General features: G+C 46.5%; 12 protein-coding genes and 1 pseudogene. 5 read left to right on the forward strand and 8 right to left on the reverse strand.

What is annotated here, in order from left to right; translation table 11 throughout:
• The 4 genes and pseudogenes from QUB08_RS26690 to QUB08_RS26705 all read right to left on the reverse strand — a co-directional run.
• A pseudogene (locus QUB08_RS26690) lies at positions 1-122 on the reverse strand (riboflavin synthase); the annotation flags it as partial.
• Positions 123-374: 252 nt separating this feature from the next.
• Complete coding sequence (locus tag QUB08_RS26695; protein WP_333228623.1) at positions 375-2,240, reverse strand: ribonuclease J; 1,866 nt, start codon at positions 2,238-2,240, stop codon at positions 375-377.
• Positions 2,241-2,590: 350 nt separating this feature from the next.
• On the reverse strand, positions 2,591-3,514 hold the full coding sequence (gene dapA, locus QUB08_RS26700) for a 4-hydroxy-tetrahydrodipicolinate synthase (protein ID WP_333228625.1): 924 nt from the start codon (positions 3,512-3,514) through the stop codon (positions 2,591-2,593).
• 107 nt (positions 3,515-3,621) lie between these two features.
• Positions 3,622-4,665 (reverse strand): aspartate-semialdehyde dehydrogenase, encoded by a 1,044-nt coding sequence (locus QUB08_RS26705; protein WP_333228627.1) that lies wholly within the window; start codon positions 4,663-4,665, stop codon positions 3,622-3,624.
• 88 nt (positions 4,666-4,753) lie between these two features.
• Here QUB08_RS26705 and QUB08_RS26710 point away from each other — a divergent pair, with 88 nt between their 5' ends.
• From QUB08_RS26710 to clpX, 4 genes are all read left to right on the forward strand, one after another.
• Positions 4,754-4,924, forward strand: a complete 171-nt coding sequence (locus tag QUB08_RS26710; RefSeq protein WP_333228629.1) for a hypothetical protein — start codon at positions 4,754-4,756, stop codon at positions 4,922-4,924.
• 782 nt (positions 4,925-5,706) lie between these two features.
• Entirely contained in the window at positions 5,707-7,128 is a 1,422-nt protein-coding gene (gene tig, locus QUB08_RS26715) for a trigger factor (protein ID WP_333228631.1), read from the forward strand.
• A 509-nt stretch (positions 7,129-7,637) separates the two neighbouring features.
• A complete protein-coding gene (gene clpP, locus QUB08_RS26720) occupies positions 7,638-8,327 on the forward strand; it encodes an ATP-dependent Clp endopeptidase proteolytic subunit ClpP (RefSeq protein WP_333228633.1) in 690 nt (229 codons plus the stop codon).
• A 9-nt stretch (positions 8,328-8,336) separates the two neighbouring features.
• Positions 8,337-9,680, forward strand: coding sequence for an ATP-dependent protease ATP-binding subunit ClpX (gene clpX / locus QUB08_RS26725; protein WP_333228635.1), 1,344 nt, complete (start codon positions 8,337-8,339; stop codon positions 9,678-9,680).
• 266 nt (positions 9,681-9,946) lie between these two features.
• Here clpX and dnaX read toward each other — a convergent pair whose 3' ends face one another.
• Complete coding sequence (dnaX, locus tag QUB08_RS26730) at positions 9,947-13,318, reverse strand: DNA polymerase III subunit gamma/tau (protein ID WP_333228637.1); 3,372 nt, start codon at positions 13,316-13,318, stop codon at positions 9,947-9,949.
• A gap of 537 nt (positions 13,319-13,855) precedes the next feature.
• Here dnaX and QUB08_RS26735 point away from each other — a divergent pair.
• The gene (locus tag QUB08_RS26735) at positions 13,856-14,767 is read left to right on the forward strand and encodes a hypothetical protein (protein ID WP_333228640.1); all 912 of its coding nucleotides are present in this window, start codon (positions 13,856-13,858) and stop codon (positions 14,765-14,767) included.
• A 17-nt stretch (positions 14,768-14,784) separates the two neighbouring features.
• Here QUB08_RS26735 and QUB08_RS26740 read toward each other — a convergent pair whose 3' ends face one another.
• From QUB08_RS26740 to devC, 3 genes are all read right to left on the reverse strand, one after another.
• Positions 14,785-15,507, reverse strand: coding sequence for a DevA family ABC transporter ATP-binding protein (locus QUB08_RS26740; RefSeq protein WP_333228642.1), 723 nt, complete (start codon positions 15,505-15,507; stop codon positions 14,785-14,787).
• A 107-nt stretch (positions 15,508-15,614) separates the two neighbouring features.
• On the reverse strand, positions 15,615-16,433 hold the full coding sequence (locus QUB08_RS26745) for a Uma2 family endonuclease (RefSeq protein WP_333228644.1): 819 nt from the start codon (positions 16,431-16,433) through the stop codon (positions 15,615-15,617).
• 165 nt (positions 16,434-16,598) lie between these two features.
• A complete protein-coding gene (gene devC, locus QUB08_RS26750; protein WP_333228646.1) occupies positions 16,599-17,759 on the reverse strand; it encodes an ABC transporter permease DevC in 1,161 nt (386 codons plus the stop codon).
• Between the last annotated feature and the right edge of the window lie 29 nt (positions 17,760-17,788).

Raw genomic sequence — 17,788 nt, forward strand, 5'->3', positions numbered from 1 at the left:
AAAATATCTGCTTCTAAATTAACCAAACTTCCCGGCTGCAAATAGCGAAAATTAGTTTCAGAAAAACTGTGGGGAATCACAGCAACTTCAAACCAATTGCCGTCAGCATCGCAATCGGCCACCAGTGGTGACAACTTAAGCTAGAGAGAGAAGCATTTGTCAATCAGCAATTATGCTCATTTTTTAGTCTGATTTTGGGTGAAAAACTGAGATTGGGGCGCGAGTGCGCTCGTGCGGAGCGCCATATTTATGCCCGCTCACCCCCAAATCACGAATTTTCCCCTCATAAGCAGTTTTTTGAGTAATATTACTGATTGACAAATGCAACTAAATCTTAACTTGTCACCAATGGGTCAAGCCAGGGATTGTTAATTCTAGGAAACGACGGAAGCAACTTTTGCTGCAGTCCGAGGACGACGACGACCTGTTACTGTATTCACAGGGGCTGGTACTGGCGACGGTACTGATGATGCTAGTTTAGGTGCTTCAATGGAAAGTTGAGATGTTTGCACAATTTCCGATCGCACTGCTTCTTCAGGAATTTGCATCAGGAATACCAGCAGTGGATTGCTTTGCAGTTCCCGGCGCATCACTCGCCCAATAGCCTTTTCTATTTGGGTTTGAACTCCTACCCAGTCAATGTCAACTTGCGAGTCAGCAGTGGCGGGTTTGACAAATTCTGACCAGCGATCGCTCAAAACTGTTTCAATGGTTTGAGTGATTAATTTGATCACCTCTGCCCGATCGGCTGATGTCACTACACCTTTCAAGTGTACTTCTGGTTTGGCAACTAATTTGCCTTCCCAATTCAAAGCGGCTGCTACAGTTACAACGCCATCTCCCGCCAACTGCTGACGTTCCTTGAGGACGCTGGCTTTGACAACGCCCGATCGAGAAGCATCTACTAATTCAATTCCTGAAGGCACTTGACCGCTCACTCGCATCGAATTTTCAGTTAATTCTACGACATCGCCGTTATCAATAATCACCATATTGCTAGCGGGAATGCCCATGCTTTGAGCCGTCTTGGAGTGCTGGATCAGCATCCGGTGTTCCCCGTGGACTGGCAAAAAGAACTTGGGACGAGTCATGTTAATCATTAACTTTTGGTCTTCTTGACAACCGTGACCCGAAACGTGAATGCCTTTGTCGCGGCCGTAAACCACGTGTGCTCCCAGCATCATCAGTTTATCGATCGTGTTTACTACTGCGATCGTATTTCCCGGAATTGGATTAGCCGAGAAAATGACTGTATCGCCCTTTCTGATTTTCAGTTCGTGATGTTCGCCGTTAGCAATGCGAGTCATCGCCGCCATTGGTTCGCCTTGAGAACCTGTAGTTAAAATCAGTACCTTGTCTTCAGCCAAATTGCGGATTTCTTTGAGCGGTTTGAAAATACTATCTTCGCATTTGATGTAGCCGAGATTGCGACAGTGAGCGATGACGTTAAGCATCGACCGGCCAACCACTCCGACATACCGATTGTTTTTCTTAGCCAAGTCCAAAACAATTTGCAAGCGGTGTACCGACGAAGCAAAAGTCGTCAGCATTATCCGTCCCGGTGCTTGAGCGATAATTCTGTCTAAATTCGGCGCCACAGAACGTTCCGAAGCGGTAAAACCGGGAACTTCCGAGTTAGTAGAATCGCTAATCAAGCACAGCACGCCTTTCTCGCCGTACTCTGCCAGCTTTTGCAAATCAAAATGCTCGCCGTCTACAGGAGTGTGGTCAATTTTAAAGTCGCCGGTATGGATCACAATTCCGACGGGAGTGTGAATTGCCACCGTAAAACTGTCGGCCATCGAGTGAGTGTTGCGAATGTATTCGACTAAGAAATTCTTGCCAATTCTGACAGTATCCCTGGGTCGAACCGTTCTCAATTCAGTGCGGTGAGACACTCCGGCTTCTTCGAGTTTTCCGGCTAGCAATGCCATCGCCAAACGGGGGCCGTAAATGACCGGAATTTCAAATTGTTTGAGGTGATAAGGGATGCCGCCGATGTGATCTTCGTGACCGTGAGTCACGATCATACCTTTAATTTTGTGGCTGTTTTCCCGCAGGTAAGTCATGTCTGGGAGGACAATATTTACCCCGTGCATTCCATCTGTCGGGAACGCTAAACCGGCATCTAAAAGAATGATTTCGTCGCCGTACTCGAACACACAAGTGTTTTTACCGATTTCGTGCAGCCCGCCGAGGGGAATAACTTTTAGAGCAGATGCAGTTGTATTTTTGATCATGCGTATCCTTTGTTAGTTATTTTTGTTATTGGTCTGTGGTCTGTTAACTGTTGACTGTTGACTGTTGACTGTTGACTGTTGTCTGTCGTCTGTCGCCTACTGTCTATACCTCTCCAATAATCCCTGTGGAACAGGCATCCTGCCTGTTCAAGACAAGCTTTTTGGGAGGTGTTTATCTGTTGTTCGTTGATGGGGGCGATTTTTTCCAAGATATTTGTGGAAAACTCCCCTACGGGGTTTTACTCTCCCGTGCAGTCAGTTGTCTCCAATCCTCAATCAGCAATTCTTAATTATCAGCTAATAACTCATAGCTCATAACTAATGACTGATGACTGATGACAACCAAATATTCAGTTGTCTGAAAACTCGTTCTCGCTTGTCTTGCTAGCTGATACTGCTGCTAGCTGACTCAGTACGTCCTTTAACTTTTGAGTTACCTCAACGGGCGGATCGCACAGGGGCGGACGGGTGGAGCCTACATCCCAGCCTTGAAGTTTGAGAGCTGTCTTGACTGGAATGGGATTTGTGGTGAGAAAAAGAGCTTTAAACAGGTCAAAAAGTTGCAAGTGAATCTGGGTAGCGACTTGAACTTGACCAGCCTCGAAAGCTTCGATCATCTGTTGCAGTTGCTCTCCTACCAGATGGCTGGCTACGCTAACTACACCAGATCCTCCTACCGCCAGCATTGGCAAAGTTAGGGAATCATCTCCAGAATAGATGGCAAATTCAGGGGATGTCAAGCACCGAATTTGACTTGCTTGATCCAAGTTGCCACTTGCTTCTTTTACGGCCACAATGTTGGGGATTTGGGCCAATCGAGCCACCGTCTCCGGCAACATATTCTGACCCGTGCGACCGGGGATGTTATATAACATTATAGGCAATTCTGGAGCAGATTGCGCGATCGCCCGAAAATGATTATATAAACCTTCTTGCGGGGGTTTGTTGTAATAAGGAACCACCTGCAAACAACCATCTAACCCTAGTTTAGCTGCTTTTTTCGTAGCTGCTACTGCTTCTGAAGTAGAATTCGATCCGGCTCCTGCGATTACCAACGCCTTACCGGCCACCGCCTTTTGTACTACCTGAAATAATTCGTACTCTTCATCCCAGGTCATAGTGGGAGACTCGCCTGTCGTGCCGCACACTACCAAGCTATCTGTACCGCGATCGGCTAAATGAACTGCCAATTGTTCTGCTACCGCATAGTTAACGCTGCCGTCTTCCTTAAACGGCGTAATCATTGCAGTCATAACCCGTCCAAACTTTACCACACTTTCTCCGATTTTAGACTGTTGATTTTTGATTTTAAATTTTTGATTTCAGATGAAAGGTTGATCTAAAATCCCCAATTTCAATTTTCCACTTGCCGGGGTTCCCCCTAATTAGAAGCCGCCGCCACTTGGGTTCGCAACAAATTTTTTTGAACCAGCAACTCAGCTATCTGCACCGCATTTAGAGCCGCCCCTTTGCGAATTTGATCGCCCGACAGCCACATCTCCAACCCGCAGGGGTGAGAAATATCTTGGCGAATCCTGCCAACTAACACCTCATCCTTACCGCTGGCCTCTGCAGGCATCGGGAAATAATTAGCTTGCCAGTCTTCTACCAGCTTAACCCCGCTTGCCTGCTTTAAGATTTCCCTGGCCTCGATCGCGCTAAATGGCTCTGCAAACTCTAGATTAATCGCTTCCGAATGAGCGCGGAGTACGGGAACCCGAATGCAAGTTGCCGTAATTTTAATCTGGTCCGTACCAAATATCTTCCGAGTTTCGTTTACCATTTTCATCTCTTCTTCACAATACCCCAAATCGTTAATCGGGGTGTTGTGCGGAAACAAATTAAATGCTAAGGGGTAGGGAAATATATCTGTTTTGGGAGTTTCCCCCTGCAAAATTGCTCTTGCTTGAGCTTTCATTTCCTCCATTGCCCTCGCCCCCGCCCCGCTGGCAGACTGGTAAGTTGCTACCACGATGCGCTGTATCGGCCTAACTTTGTGAAGTGGCCAAACGGCAACTGCCATCAAAATAGTCGTGCAGTTGGGATTAGCAATTATACCTCGGTGAGCTGCAGCCGCTTGGGGATTGACTTCGGGAACCACTAGCGGTACCGTCGCATCCATGCGGAAGGCGCTAGAATTGTCAATTACCACTGCTCCGGCTGCCACCGCTTGCGGAGCCCATAATTTAGAAGTAGAGCCGCCGGCAGAGGCGAGCACCAGATCTACATTATCAAACGATCGCGCCGAAACTGCTTCGACCGGCAGCATCTCGCCGCCAAAAGGCAAGGTAGTGCCTGCTGAACGTTCCGAAGCCAGCAGCTTCAGGTGAGAAATCGGAAAACTCCTGCTGTGCAAGAGTTCTAGCAACTCGGCACCGACTGCGCCAGTAGCCCCTAAAATGGCAACTCGATAGGATTGAGACAAATTAGTTTCCTCCACAAATTAAAGTCTAAACGATCAAAATCAAAAATTTAAATAACTGCAATTCTCAATATCAAACTTAATTAATTTTATGCGATATCAGGAGCATGAGAGGATGGCAATGGTGCAGTTAACGGAAACAGCCGATCGAACTTCCCGATTATTGCGACGTGCGATCGTACCCAATGCCAGTTTAGCATCTTTTGCCGTTAGCGAAGCTTGCAGCTATTGGATCGCCCACGCCCAATCCGCATCCGGTTAAGTTTTGTGATATCTCTGCATTTTCGCAGGCCCATCCATTGACTTTGACTGGTCGCAGAGGCCGGCAAGATTGACATCACAGGGCGATATGTGCTATGGTGCATCGGCAATTAGTGGACTTAACCTCCACATTCCTAGCAGCAAAAGCTAGTATCCTCAAACCAAAACTATTTGGCAAGAGCCAAAAAAGTAGCCGGCAATGACTTACAGTCTCATCCGGTAAAGGTGTTGTAGTTGTGCCGTTACGAGTCAAAGCGTAACAAAATTAAAATGCAGGCAAAGTCAGATTTGTATGTATTTTATCAAGGAAATTGGGTCTGAAACCCTGTCCTTCTAGGACGGCTTTAATTTCTTAAATCCCTTCCTAAAAGTCAGGAAATTTCTAGTATACTACAGTAGTCAAGGTTAAACTCCTGCGCCATAGTGCATAAAAACAGTTAACGACACACTTGGGCGCGTAAACCAGGGGACAAAGAGGGGCGAAAACTCTATAAACAGCTAGGGGCTTAACACAGTTCCTTTAACCAGAGAAACAAACTATTTAGTCTTGTTAAGTAGGGTAGGGCATACCCGAACTCTAGGTAAATATCCTAGTACGCTTTTGGAGATAGACCCTCTGGGATGACTGCGAATCAGGCTCGTTAATTGGTAGGATTTCTACGGTTAAAAAGTTTGAGGATTGCCGAAAGGACGCAACATTTTAAGGTAAGTCGCTGAATTAAGAATCCCTGTCCTTTAGGTCAGGGAGTGTCAATACACTATTGTTAAATATCAAAAAAGCCGATGAAAGTAACCCAGGAAAAACTTCCAGCTAGCCAAATTGGTCTGGAAATCGAAGTACCGTCAGAAAAGTCAAAACAAGCTTACGAGCAAGTAATTAAACAATTTGCTCGCGAGGTTAATATTCCTGGGTTCCGCAAAGGCAAAGTTCCCCGTAATGTTTTGCTACAGCGCCTAGGCCAGACTCGTTTGAAGGCGACGGCTTTGGAAAATTTGATTAATGATTCCCTGCAAAAAGCCCTCGAACAAGAAAAAATTGCCGCAATTGGCAGTTTTGAACTTCGCACCGAGTTTGAAGAATTACTAGCTAAGTTTGATCCAGAACAGCCTCTGATTTTTTCGGCGAAGGTTGATGTACAACCCGAAGTAAAAATGGGTCAGTACACAGGTTTGCAGCTTCAAGCAGAAGAAGCTAAGTATGATGAGGCTCAGGTAGATGAGGTACTGGCAAAATATCGATCGGACAAAGCTACTTTAATCCCCGTAGAAGGCCGGCCGGCTCAGTTGGGAGACACGGCTTTGGTTGATTTCTCCGGTAGATTTGCCGAAGCACCCGAAGGCGAAACTCCCGCAGAAATTCCCGGCGGCGAAGCAGAAGATTTTCAAGTTGAATTGTCGGAAAATCAGTTTGTACCGGGCTTTATCCAAGGCATGATCGGGATGAATCCAGGAGAAACTAGAGAAGTTTCTGTGCAGTTCCCAGATGAGTATAGCAGTGAAGAATTAGCAGGAAAACCGGCAGTCTTTACGATTACTCTCAAAGAACTTAAGGAAAAAGAATTGCCGGAGTTGGACGACGACTTCGCCCAAGAAGTCAGCGAGTTTGAAACTTTAGCAGAACTGCGCGAATCGCTGGAAACTCGGTTTAAAGCCGACCAAGAAAACAAGACATCAGCTAATAAGGAAAAAGCTATATCAGCAGCACTCGCGCAGCTAATAGAAGTGGAAATTCCTGAAACAATGGTCGATCGCGAAATCGATTATTTGCTGAATCAACAAGCCCTCCAATTGAAAAATTACGGCATAGATATCAACCAACTGTTTACCGAAGAAAATATGGGCCCGATGCGGGAACGCTCGCGCCCGGAAGCAATCGAGCGCCTCAAGCAGAATTTAGCTCTGGCAGAAGTAGCCAAGCTGGAATCCTTATCTGTTGAACCAGCAGAAGTAGTAGCAGAAGTAGCAAAAATCAGAAAGCAGTTTCCCAAAGGAGATTTTGACCCCCAAAGGTTGCAGGAATTTGTAGCAGAAGACTTGCTCAAACAAAAAACCCTGAAATGGTTGGAAGAAAAAGGGACAATCGAACTCGTACCTGAAGGCTCTCTGACTCCTGCTGCACAATCGGAAGAATTAGAAGAATCAGACGCTGAAGTTTTGGATGTTTCAGCCACAAGTGTCGAAGTTGAAGTCGTAGGCGAAGAGTAGGGTCCAGAATGAAAGTAGTAGGGACACCGCACGCCAGCCCTTCTTTGTGTCAAAAAACACGTTAAACCCGCAGGGAAAGCAGGGGTTTAAACCCCTGCCTCAAAGCTAAAGTCCTCGCTATGAGGACTGAATAATTCATTAGTCCTCATAGCGAGGACTTTAGCTATTAGACAGGGAATTCATTCCCTGGCGGACTAGCGGATCCACGGGTGGACTTGGCGGGCTGAAAGCTTAAGTGGACACTAATGGGGTCTTGGAGTGTCCCTACGGCGGGGAGCGATCGGGGGTATCTGAAGTGCGATCGAATTTTACGTTTAATGTCGAACTACTGTTGAATTTGAGTTAAATAGTCACAAGATTTTTACTCGACTATGCCCTGTTTGGCCAATGCCCAATGCCCCATTCCCCCCATATCCGTTCAGAAGAGGCATAATAGTTAAAAGCTGGCGGCTTAATTTAAAGCTTTCATCAGCAGCAGCAAATTGTCTAGAATCCTTGACTGGTGTCTTATGGTTGTATCTCAATCTTCCAATTACCTAATTACAAGCTATAACGATTTTGATGTCAGTTCCAGCCCCAGCAATGTAGTGCCGATGGTACTAGAACAGTCGGGGATGGGCGAGCGGGCCTTTGACATTTACTCGCGCTTGCTGCGGGAGCGAATTGTGTTTTTAGGAACTCCCGTAACCGACGAAGTTGCTGACTCGATAGTGGCTCAGCTATTGTATCTAGATGCCGAAGACCCAGAAAAAGATGTCCAAATGTACATTAATTCCCCCGGCGGCTCGGTGACGGCCGGCATGGCAATTTATGACACAATGCAGCAAATCCGCCCGGATGTGGTGACGATTTGTTACGGTTTGGCAGCGAGTATGGGCGCATTTCTACTGACAGCAGGAGCCCACGGTAAGCGGATGTCTCTTCCGAGTTCCCGGATTATGATCCACCAGCCGCTTGGAGGTGCTCAAGGTCAAGCAGTTGATATTGAGATTCAAGCCAAGGAAATCCTTTATCATAAGCGTAAGCTGAATCAACTGCTAGCGCACCACACAGGTCAACAGATCGACAAATTAGAGGCTGATACAGAGCGCGACTTTTTTATGTCAGCCGAGGAAGCCAAAAATTACGGTTTGGTCGATCGAGTTATCGAAAAGGAAAACCTTCCGACGGCGGGAGAGAATGTCACTGCACTGAATTAAGAGGCTGTTATGTCTAAGTACGACTCCCATCTAAAATGTTCGTTTTGTGGCAAGTCTCAAGAGCAAGTACGCAAGTTGATCGCAGGGCCCGGGGTGTATATCTGCGACGAATGCGTAGACTTGTGCAATGAAATTTTAGATGAGGAGTTGTTTGATTCGAGTGCAGTGCCGGCAGCGGCGGTGGCCCCGAAGCAGGAAACGACGCAAAAGCGCCGCGCTACCTCGGGCAAAAGTATGTCGCTGAGCCAAATTCCGAAGCCGAGGGAAATTAAAAATTACCTCGACGAAAACGCGATCGGGCAAGATGATGCGAAAAAGGTGCTCTCGGTGGCAGTTTACAACCACTACAAGCGCCTCAGCTTTGTCCATGCCAAAAATAGCGGCAAGCACCCGCCGGAAGAAGTAGAACTGCAAAAATCGAATATTTTGTTAATCGGGCCAACGGGCTGCGGAAAAACTCTGCTGGCTCAGACGTTGGCGGATATGCTAGACGTGCCGTTTGCGGTGGCTGACGCGACGACGCTGACGGAAGCGGGCTATGTCGGGGAAGATGTGGAAAATATTTTGCTGCGGCTGCTGCAAGTGGCAGATATGGACGTGGAAGAGGCGCAGCGCGGAATTATTTATATTGATGAAATTGACAAAATAGCCCGCAAGAGCGAAAATCCTTCGATTACGCGGGATGTGTCGGGTGAAGGGGTGCAGCAGGCGCTGCTGAAAATGCTTGAGGGGACGATCGCCAATGTACCTCCCCAAGGCGGCCGCAAGCATCCCTACCAAGACTGCATCCAAATTGATACCAGCAATATCATGTTTATCTGCGGCGGTGCTTTTGTCGGTCTAGAGAAAGTGATAGAGCAGAGAACCGGTAAAAAGTCCATGGGTTTTATTCAGCCCGGAGAAGCTGTGCCGAAGGAAAAGCGGGCTGCTGATGTACTTAAGCAACTGGAACCGGATGATTTGGTGAAGTTTGGCATGATTCCTGAGTTTATTGGGCGGGTGCCGGTGGCGGCGGTGCTGGAACCGCTGGATGAGGAAACGCTGATGGCGATTTTGACGGAGCCGCGCAATGCTTTGGTTAAGCAGTATCAAAAGCTGCTGAAGATGGATAATGTGCAGTTGGACTTTAAGCCGGATGCGATTCGGGCGATCGCCCAGGAAGCATACCGCCGCAAAACTGGAGCACGGGCGCTGCGGGGAATTGTCGAAGAATTGATGTTGGATGTGATGTACGAGTTGCCATCGCGCAAGGATGTTGCCCGGTGTACGATTACTAAGGAAATGGTCGAGAAGCGATCGACCGCTGAGTTGTTGGTACTTCCCTCTTCCCTACCCAAGCCAGAGTCAGCTTAAAAGTAGATATTCACAATCACTAGGTGACTCTAATTCAACCTAAAACTTTTAGGGTATTAAGAAACCTGGAAGGGCGACCACTCTTAGCAGCGCCCCTACTACAAAAACCGGGTTTCTCGGTTTTTTTTAGTAGACCTCTTGCAAAAGTCCTTTTCATAAATTTATTGGACGGGCTCTGGGGCCCATCCCACAAGAAAAAATAACTCTTGTGGGATGGGCCCCAGAGCCCATCCTAGTTATTTTTGCAAGAGGTCTAGTGATCTACATTACCAATCTATAAAATCATCCTCACCTAACTCAGAAGATAACTCGGAAAAATCCGGTTCAGATTCCAATCTAAAAGTTTCCGACTCCCAAATCTCCAAGTCATCCGACAAATCGACTACTTCCCCGTCAAACATATCAGCCAACTTCCTAGTCGAATTCGCGACATCTCGCGCGTCATCACGCACCGCTATAGCCTGAGCGTTAAAGCCATTTTGAGAGTCTGTAGAACCGTTTGTGGGCGATCGCGATTCGGAAATTGCCGGCACATTAACGGCGGTATTTTCAGGCGCTGGCGGGTGTTTTTGTTCTTCTGGGCCATTCCCCAAAAAATCATCTGTAATCTCAGAACCCGCCGAGTTCTGCACCTGTTGGCCGACATCACTCACCGGATGAGAATTCCTGGGATTTTCGCTAATACGTCCGTTAGAACTTGGCAAATCCTTAGCGCGGGAACTATTAGTTTCAGCGGGATTTGTCAAGCCCACTTTTACTGTTACTCGACGGTTAAAAATTTGCAAAAAAGCTTCTTCAATATTAGCTACTTTGTCTTTAACCATATTGAGCAACGGCTGCGAACTAATCTTAACATAAGCAGTATCATTGCTAAAAATTACTAGCTGTCCATGTTGACGAAGCAGCGATTGAGTGCCATGCGGCCGCACGCGGTCAAGTACCTGTTCCCACACTCGATTTAAATCGATTTCATCGGCCCAATTAGTCGAGGAATAATTTGTTTGAGTCGTTTCAGGAGTTGGTACAGGTGCGGGAATCGCTGCTGCAGGTGTGCTTTCTATTCGATTAGCAATAGGTGGCGGCTGAGGCGGAGGATTTTGCGAATTGGGAACTGAAGATTGTTCAATATTAGATGTCTGACTCCCCCCCGATTGTAGGGGCGGTACCCCCGTGCCCGCCCTGGGTTGGTGGGGGTTATTTTGTGGTGGTTGAGCAACATTTTTCGCTGGTTCGCTTGTTGGTTGCTGCTGAGTTCTAATTGCTGAGGGTAATAATCCCAACAGCGTTACTTCCAGCCACAAACGCGGCTGAGTAGTATTTTTAATTTGCACTTCGTGGGTTTGCAAATGTTTCTGACCTGCCAAAATCAACTCCGCATCCCAATGGCGGGCAAAATCCGCCAATTTTTCCCAAGTTGCAGATGTTAAAGCTACTAAATCTGACCGTTTCGGGGCAGATTTGGCTATGAGCAAATCTCGGTAAAAGCTCGCGAGACTTTGCAGCACGATTAGCGGTTCCCGACCGCGATCCATGAGGTGGCGGGTCATGTCTATTAGTGCTGTAGCGTTATCTGTATCAATAGCTTGCAGCAACTCCATTAAGTCATTTTCGGGGACTGCACCGACTAAATCCCAAACTTTTTCGACTGTTACTTCACCCTGAAATAAGCTTAGTTGGTCGAGCAAACTTTCGGCATCTCGCAGACCTCCTTGGGCGATTTGAGCAACCATTTGTACTGCATCGCTGGCAATATTAATATTTTCTAATTGAGCAATCTTGTGCAAATGAGCAATCATTGCATCGAGGGGGATGCGGCGGAAGTCGAACTTTTGGCAACGAGAAATAATAGTTGGTAAGACTCTTTGTGGGTCGGTTGTTGCGAGGACGAATACAACGCGATCGGGCGGTTCTTCTAGGGTTTTGAGTAGAGAGTTGAATGCCTGGGTGCTTAGCATATGGCAATTATGAACCAGAAGACCGTTAGCGACAAAATTGTGGTTGTCTTCTACTTCAATATCATAAACTCTCTCGACCCCAGCGACTTTTACAGATTCGACTGTCTCCAAACTTGTAATCCATTGAAGGGATTGAATACTTTTTAAAGTCTGATACCCATTTTCTACTGGTTTCAGCACCCATGTGTATGTAGTCGTAGGTTTTACAGGTGTTAGACCTTGTGTAAAATTTAGTTGTTGTTGGGTATCCCAAACCTGTAAGCCAATTGGCAAGGAGTTGATTTTCTGCCCTAGAATATCCTTCTGTATGAATTTGGATGCTGGGACTTCCTTCTGGGGAAATGCTGAGCGAGCCATCATCCATGTACCACCAAGCAAGTCCTTCTGCTGTGACGCGATCGAGCCAATCCATTGTGACGTATTTTCGGTTTCCGTTGGGTTTAACAGCGTCAAAGACATCTCTAAGTTGGGGGTGGCAGACTGTGTGGCAACAGACTGATATATTTCCGTATCCTCGGTTAGGTGTAACTCGTAACTTTTGTCGCAGTGTCGAAAGGCAAGAAGCTTTGTATTCCAACCATTCCCGCTGCTTTTCTCCGTGTGTCCAGCCCAATCTTGGAAATCGGCTATATTTATTTGGGTAGGTGATAAAACCGTCTCCAAGTAATGTTCCGTAGATGAGTCCGAGTGTTTCTGGTTGCAAAACTTCGGCATTTGCCAAGAACTTTTCCGTTCTTGCATCCCAAAGTCCATGTCCTTTTTTATACGGATGTCGCTGCCAATGAGACTGAATACTCTTAATCCCTTTGCCTTTTTTTTGTAAAAAGTCTGGTATTTCGAGTTGTTCTCCGCAGCCACACGCACAGAGAGGTTGGATGGCTTGAGCCTGTTCGAGAATAGAGGCCAAGTCGTAGGATTTTTGTCCGTAGGTATTCCCGTAAAATTGATGTCCTCTGGCAAATCTCCGCAAGCGTCCATCTGTTCCAATTTTGTGAATGACGGTGCCGCACCCACATTCACAGGGGATAGTATCTTCACTCCTTCTTTTACGTCTTTTGCTCGTATCCATCCCAGTTCTGTCCTGATTGGATGATTGCCAGTACATCTGATTTCTCGGTTGGCGGTTTTAATCACCAGTGTTTGTTTTTCCCCTTGGTCTAACCACCTCAAAACTTTTTTAAATTCCCAAACTTCTGAAGTTTCGTTATAGCTGAGAACTTGTTTTCCTTTGATGTTGGGATTGTCGATCCGCATCAGACCTTCGCTAGTTTTTACCTGAGAATCCCCGCTCAAACACTCGTCGATTACATATACTTTATAGCGGCATTGTACGGGGGAAAATTGAGCTCGTTCGATCAAATCCCGAATGTTATCTACTCCGGTGTTGCTGGCGGCGTCGATTTCGATGACATCTAGTGTCGAACCTCGGGCAATTTCTTGGCAAACGTTGCATTTGCCGCAGGGGGTCGGGGTGGGGGTAACCGTAGAAATACAGTTGAGAGATTTGGCGAAAATTCTGGCACTAGAGGTTTTACCGGTGCCTCTGGGGCCGGTGAATAGATATGCTGGTGCTATGCGCTCTTGTAGGATGGCGCTGGTGAGGGTTTGGGCGATCGCCTCTTGACCGACTAATTCGGCAAATGTCTGAGGGCGATATTTGTGGTGCAGGGGTTCGTAAGTCACGATCGAATATTGGTGGTATTAGCTGTAATCTTAGCTAAGGAGACGTTATTCGATCGCACCACAGCTCGACTTTCACAGCAAGCCTCCCGGTGGGCTTGCACGGCGGGAGTGAGCCAACAGTAGGAATTAGCACCATCCTAACGTCCGCCCCTCGATCGTCCGGGCGATCGGCTGTTCTCCTGGATGTTTTCCGCTGCTGGATCCCAGAGTTACTATTAATTTATGTGTATTTCTTTTTATTTTTCTAGAAATGGAGACCGCCGAATAAACATTTTTTTAGCTATATTGGTATAATATATTACAGACAATTCACCATTTCTATTGGCCAGTGCCAGCGCGGGATTTTCCGATATTTCGGGAAGCTGCTTGCAGTTAAAGATAAAGTATTAATTAGAGGGTGCGTGTTCCAGTTGCAGAAATCCAGTTGTACCAAGATGATGGTGGAATAATGTCAATGTTGGTTGATCCAGTTGCACTACCAGCTCTACTCTGGAGTCCTGTATAAATATAGCGTCAAATTTTACCCTTTAAAAGCCCATGTCAACCCAAATAATCCTTGTAGAACCAAGGTTGGCAGTAGCCTCTCCCAAACCTAAACAGGCTAAACCCGGACATCCGTCCTCAGACCAACTCTTAATAGGAGGGGCGGGATTACTGTTGTTATTGCTTATCGGTTTAGCGGTGTTTACCAAGCTAAAACTCGACGATTTGAGTAAAAAGCTCAAATTTGAAGAGTTTAGAAATCGAGAACTCCAGAAAAAATACAAAATGGCTCTGGAAACCATGTCAAAGATGGAAAAGAATCCCGACCTTATCCACTCGCGAGACTTTAATTTAGACTACCTGAGAATGCGGATGGCGGAAGAAGTCTTTCACTTTGCCATTGTGAACCAGATTAAGGTAAAAGTCAAAGAGAAAATTAGTATTGCCCTGCGTCCGACTCAGGGTGCAGTGGGAGATAAAAACGGGAATGCCGGCAGCGGCAGGCAAGTAGATTCGATGTTTGATATCGAATACGAAACTGGCGATCCGGCAGTAAAAATAGAAAAGCGAGTGCTGTTTCGGATTCAAATTAAGCTAATGAAACTGCCGACTCAGGCAACATCAGCGACAATTAATCAAATTATTGACTGTTTGGAAACTTATCTGAGTCCTTCAGACGACCACGACAGTTGGCAGCCAACAATTCAAGGTCGCATCGTTCATATTGAGTGGGATCAAAAAGCCAAGCCGACGCCGATGTTGGTGTTGGAACAGTCGAATGAAGGGGTGAATGTTACCTTTAGGACTACGAGAACGCCTGCCGGCAGACCTGCAAATGACCTTGAGAGCCAGTTGACAGGAGCTAAAGGTCAAAAAAGTGGCAAAAGTAGTTCTAAAAGTCCAGCCAAAGGTGCAACAAAAAGTCCAGCTAAAGTAGGAGGAAAGCGTCCCGGTTCTCGGAAATAAGTTGAGGTGGATTAATATTATTTTCCCGAAAGAACGCCTGTGGCAGCCGATGTTGATGTATCTTGTGCGAGGTAGCCGTCTTCCATGTGAATAATGCGATCGGCTATGTCTAAAATGCGGTTGTCATGGGTGACAAGCAAAATAGTGCAGTGCTGTTCTTTGGCCAAACCTCGCATAATTTCTACCACATCTCGACCTGATTTACTGTCTAGTGCTGCTGTGGGTTCGTCTGCTAATACTAATTTTGGCTGGCTGACTAATGCGCGGGCGATCGCAACTCTTTGTTTCTGTCCGCCAGAAAGACTGTCTGGGTAATAATCTATTCTTTCTCCTAAGCCTACAGCTTGCAGCATTCCCTCTATTTTATCATTAGTTTCTTGGGGAGAAAGATGATTGTGCAGTTCTAAAGACATTTGCACATTTTGCCTAGCTGTCAAGCATTTGAGCAAGTTGTGAGCTTGGAAAATATAGCCGATGTCGCGGCGGACTTTAACTAATTTATTTTTCGGCGTTCCCCGCAATTCTTGGTCGAGAATTTTCAGACTACCTTCTTGGATCGATCGCAAAGCTCCAATCAAGGTTAATAATGTTGTTTTACCCGACCCTGAAGGCCCAGTCATCAGCACGATTTCGCCCGGATAAATTTCTAGGTTGATATCAAATAAGGTCTGTTTGCGAAGTTGTCCTTCGCCGAAGGAATGATTGAGATTTTTAATTGAAATAACTGGTGTAGCGTTCATTCGATTTTTGATTTTCGCATTGAAGATTGTCGATGGGACAGGAAGAGCCTCGAATATTCGATCGCCCCCTTTTCCCTATCCTCACAAAATAAAGCAACAGCCAAGACTCAAATGAGGTCGGGATCGATTCCCTGCGATCGCAAATAAGCCGCCAATCGCTCTTTTTGTTCTCGTTCGCGATCGGCCCGTTGACTCTCAGCTTCAGCTCGTTGGCGTTCCTGTGCGGCGTGGAGGCTCTCCAATCTAGCTCGCTCGCTCCCGGTCAGCAACAAATTTCCGTCGCTATCCCACCAGCGCAACCACTGTTGTGTTTGATTTTGATAGCTACCCGACCACACACCCAACTCTACACCCATCAGGTCGATCGGGTAATGTCCGCGATCGTTCGGCTCCAAGCGCCGATATCTAGTATTCACGCAATTGTAGACTTCTAATTCATTGGTTTGAATCTTGTAAATAGCGTAGTAGGGAATTCTGATAATCCGCTCATATACCCAAAACTTTCCCGGTTTCTGGTTTCCGCCAGATGGTAAAGCAGATAAGGGAGTATTGTCGAGTTCTTCAGAACCATCACCGCTAGCAAATTCGATCGCAATCAACGGCGCAATATACTCGCGCCACAGCACGTAGGAACGCCGATATTGCCCGTCTAATTGAGGTGGAACGTTGGGGACATAGAACCAGTCAGGGGCTTCGGCTCCGCGTTCGGGAGGCTCGGTTTCGCGCCAGTAGATGCCACAATCTTGCCCGATCGCATACTCTCCGTCGGGATGCAGATTTTGCAGTGTAATTTCTAGGGAGTCGGTGAGTAAAATGCTCTGAGGATGTTCTTGAAAGTTTTTCACAAACGTGCCGTCAGATTCGGGAAGTTGGGTGTGGTCGGGAAAGGCGGGAGGCAACGCTGTGGGGTTGAGGCTTTGGGTCATAGCGTAGAACCGAGGGAGAGTGCGATCGAGAGCGAGACGGATACTCTTCTACAGCATAGCGTTCGATCGGCACAGCTATCCAATTCCTTATGGAGAAAAGAATTGAGGATATCAAATTATCGATGAAAAACCCAGTTGCTTTTTTTCGTTGCCGAACCTCCTTCGTTAAAAAATATCTGCCGGGTCAGCCGCCTGCAACTTCCTAACTGCGATCGCCCCCGACACAGAACACATAACAACTGTCATAATAAAAACAGTCATAGCTTTCGCCAAAGTCATGTACATCGGCAAACTCGTAGCACTTCTCCCTAAATTGTACAGCACCAGAGAAACCCCAAACCCTGGCAAATAACCAAGAATTGCCAAAATCAAAGCCTCTTGAAACACCACACCCAAAAAGTAAATGTCCTTATATCCCATCGCCTTTAGCGTAGCGTATTCGGGTAAATGATCGGTAACATCAGTATAAAGAATTTGATAAACAATCACTATCCCAACGATAAATCCCATTGCCGCGCCGAGAGTGAAAACAAATCCGATTGAGGTACTTTCCTGCCAATATTTTTTTTCAAAATCTACAAACTCTTCTTTAGAAGAAATTCTCACATCATTCGGCAAAGTTGCCCTCATTTTATCAACAACAGCCTTAACATCTGTTCCCGGCTGCAAGTGAACAATACCTATATCGATTAAACCTCTTGTTCTCCGCGTCGAAAAAATCCGCATAAAGTTCAAATCGCTGGTGACAAGATTTCCGTCGGCACCGAAAGAGGCCCCTATAGTAAATAAACCATCTACCCTAACGCGGCGATTGTCAACTTCAGTTTCAACAACTTTTCCCTGTTTGAAATATTCTGCTACTGGCCCAAACTCCGGCCGGGAAGCTTGGTCAAATAAAACCACATCGGAAATTTTGATTTTGTCCAAATTATTTTGGATTTCAGGCATATCAAAGATGGGATGAGCGGGGTCAAAACCGATTACCATCAATTGGCGGGTATTGCGCTGGTTGGGATCGGGGTTTTTCCACAACCCAAAGCCTAAATATACGGGACTAATTGCTGTAACGCCGTCAAAACTCAAAGCTTGATACAAGCGACGCTGGGGAAAACTTTTCATGGCTATTAAAGCCGTAGACTGGGTGCTGGTGATAAAAATATCCCCTTTTAACTGTGAGTGAAAGGTGATGGAGCTTTCAAATAGCGCGTCTCTAAACCCGAACTGCATAAACATTAGCAAGTCGGCGAAGCCTATGCCGGCTAGTGCGACGGCTAAGCGCATTTTTTCGCGGGTTAACTGTGCCCAAGCTAGTGGTATTTTTGCCATATCTAATTAAGGAAGAAGGAAGAAGGAAG

Origin of the sequence: Microcoleus sp. BR0-C5 (assembly GCF_036705045.1) — a bacterium.
In the GTDB taxonomy this organism is placed as follows: Bacteria; Cyanobacteriota; Cyanobacteriia; order Cyanobacteriales; family Microcoleaceae; genus Microcoleus.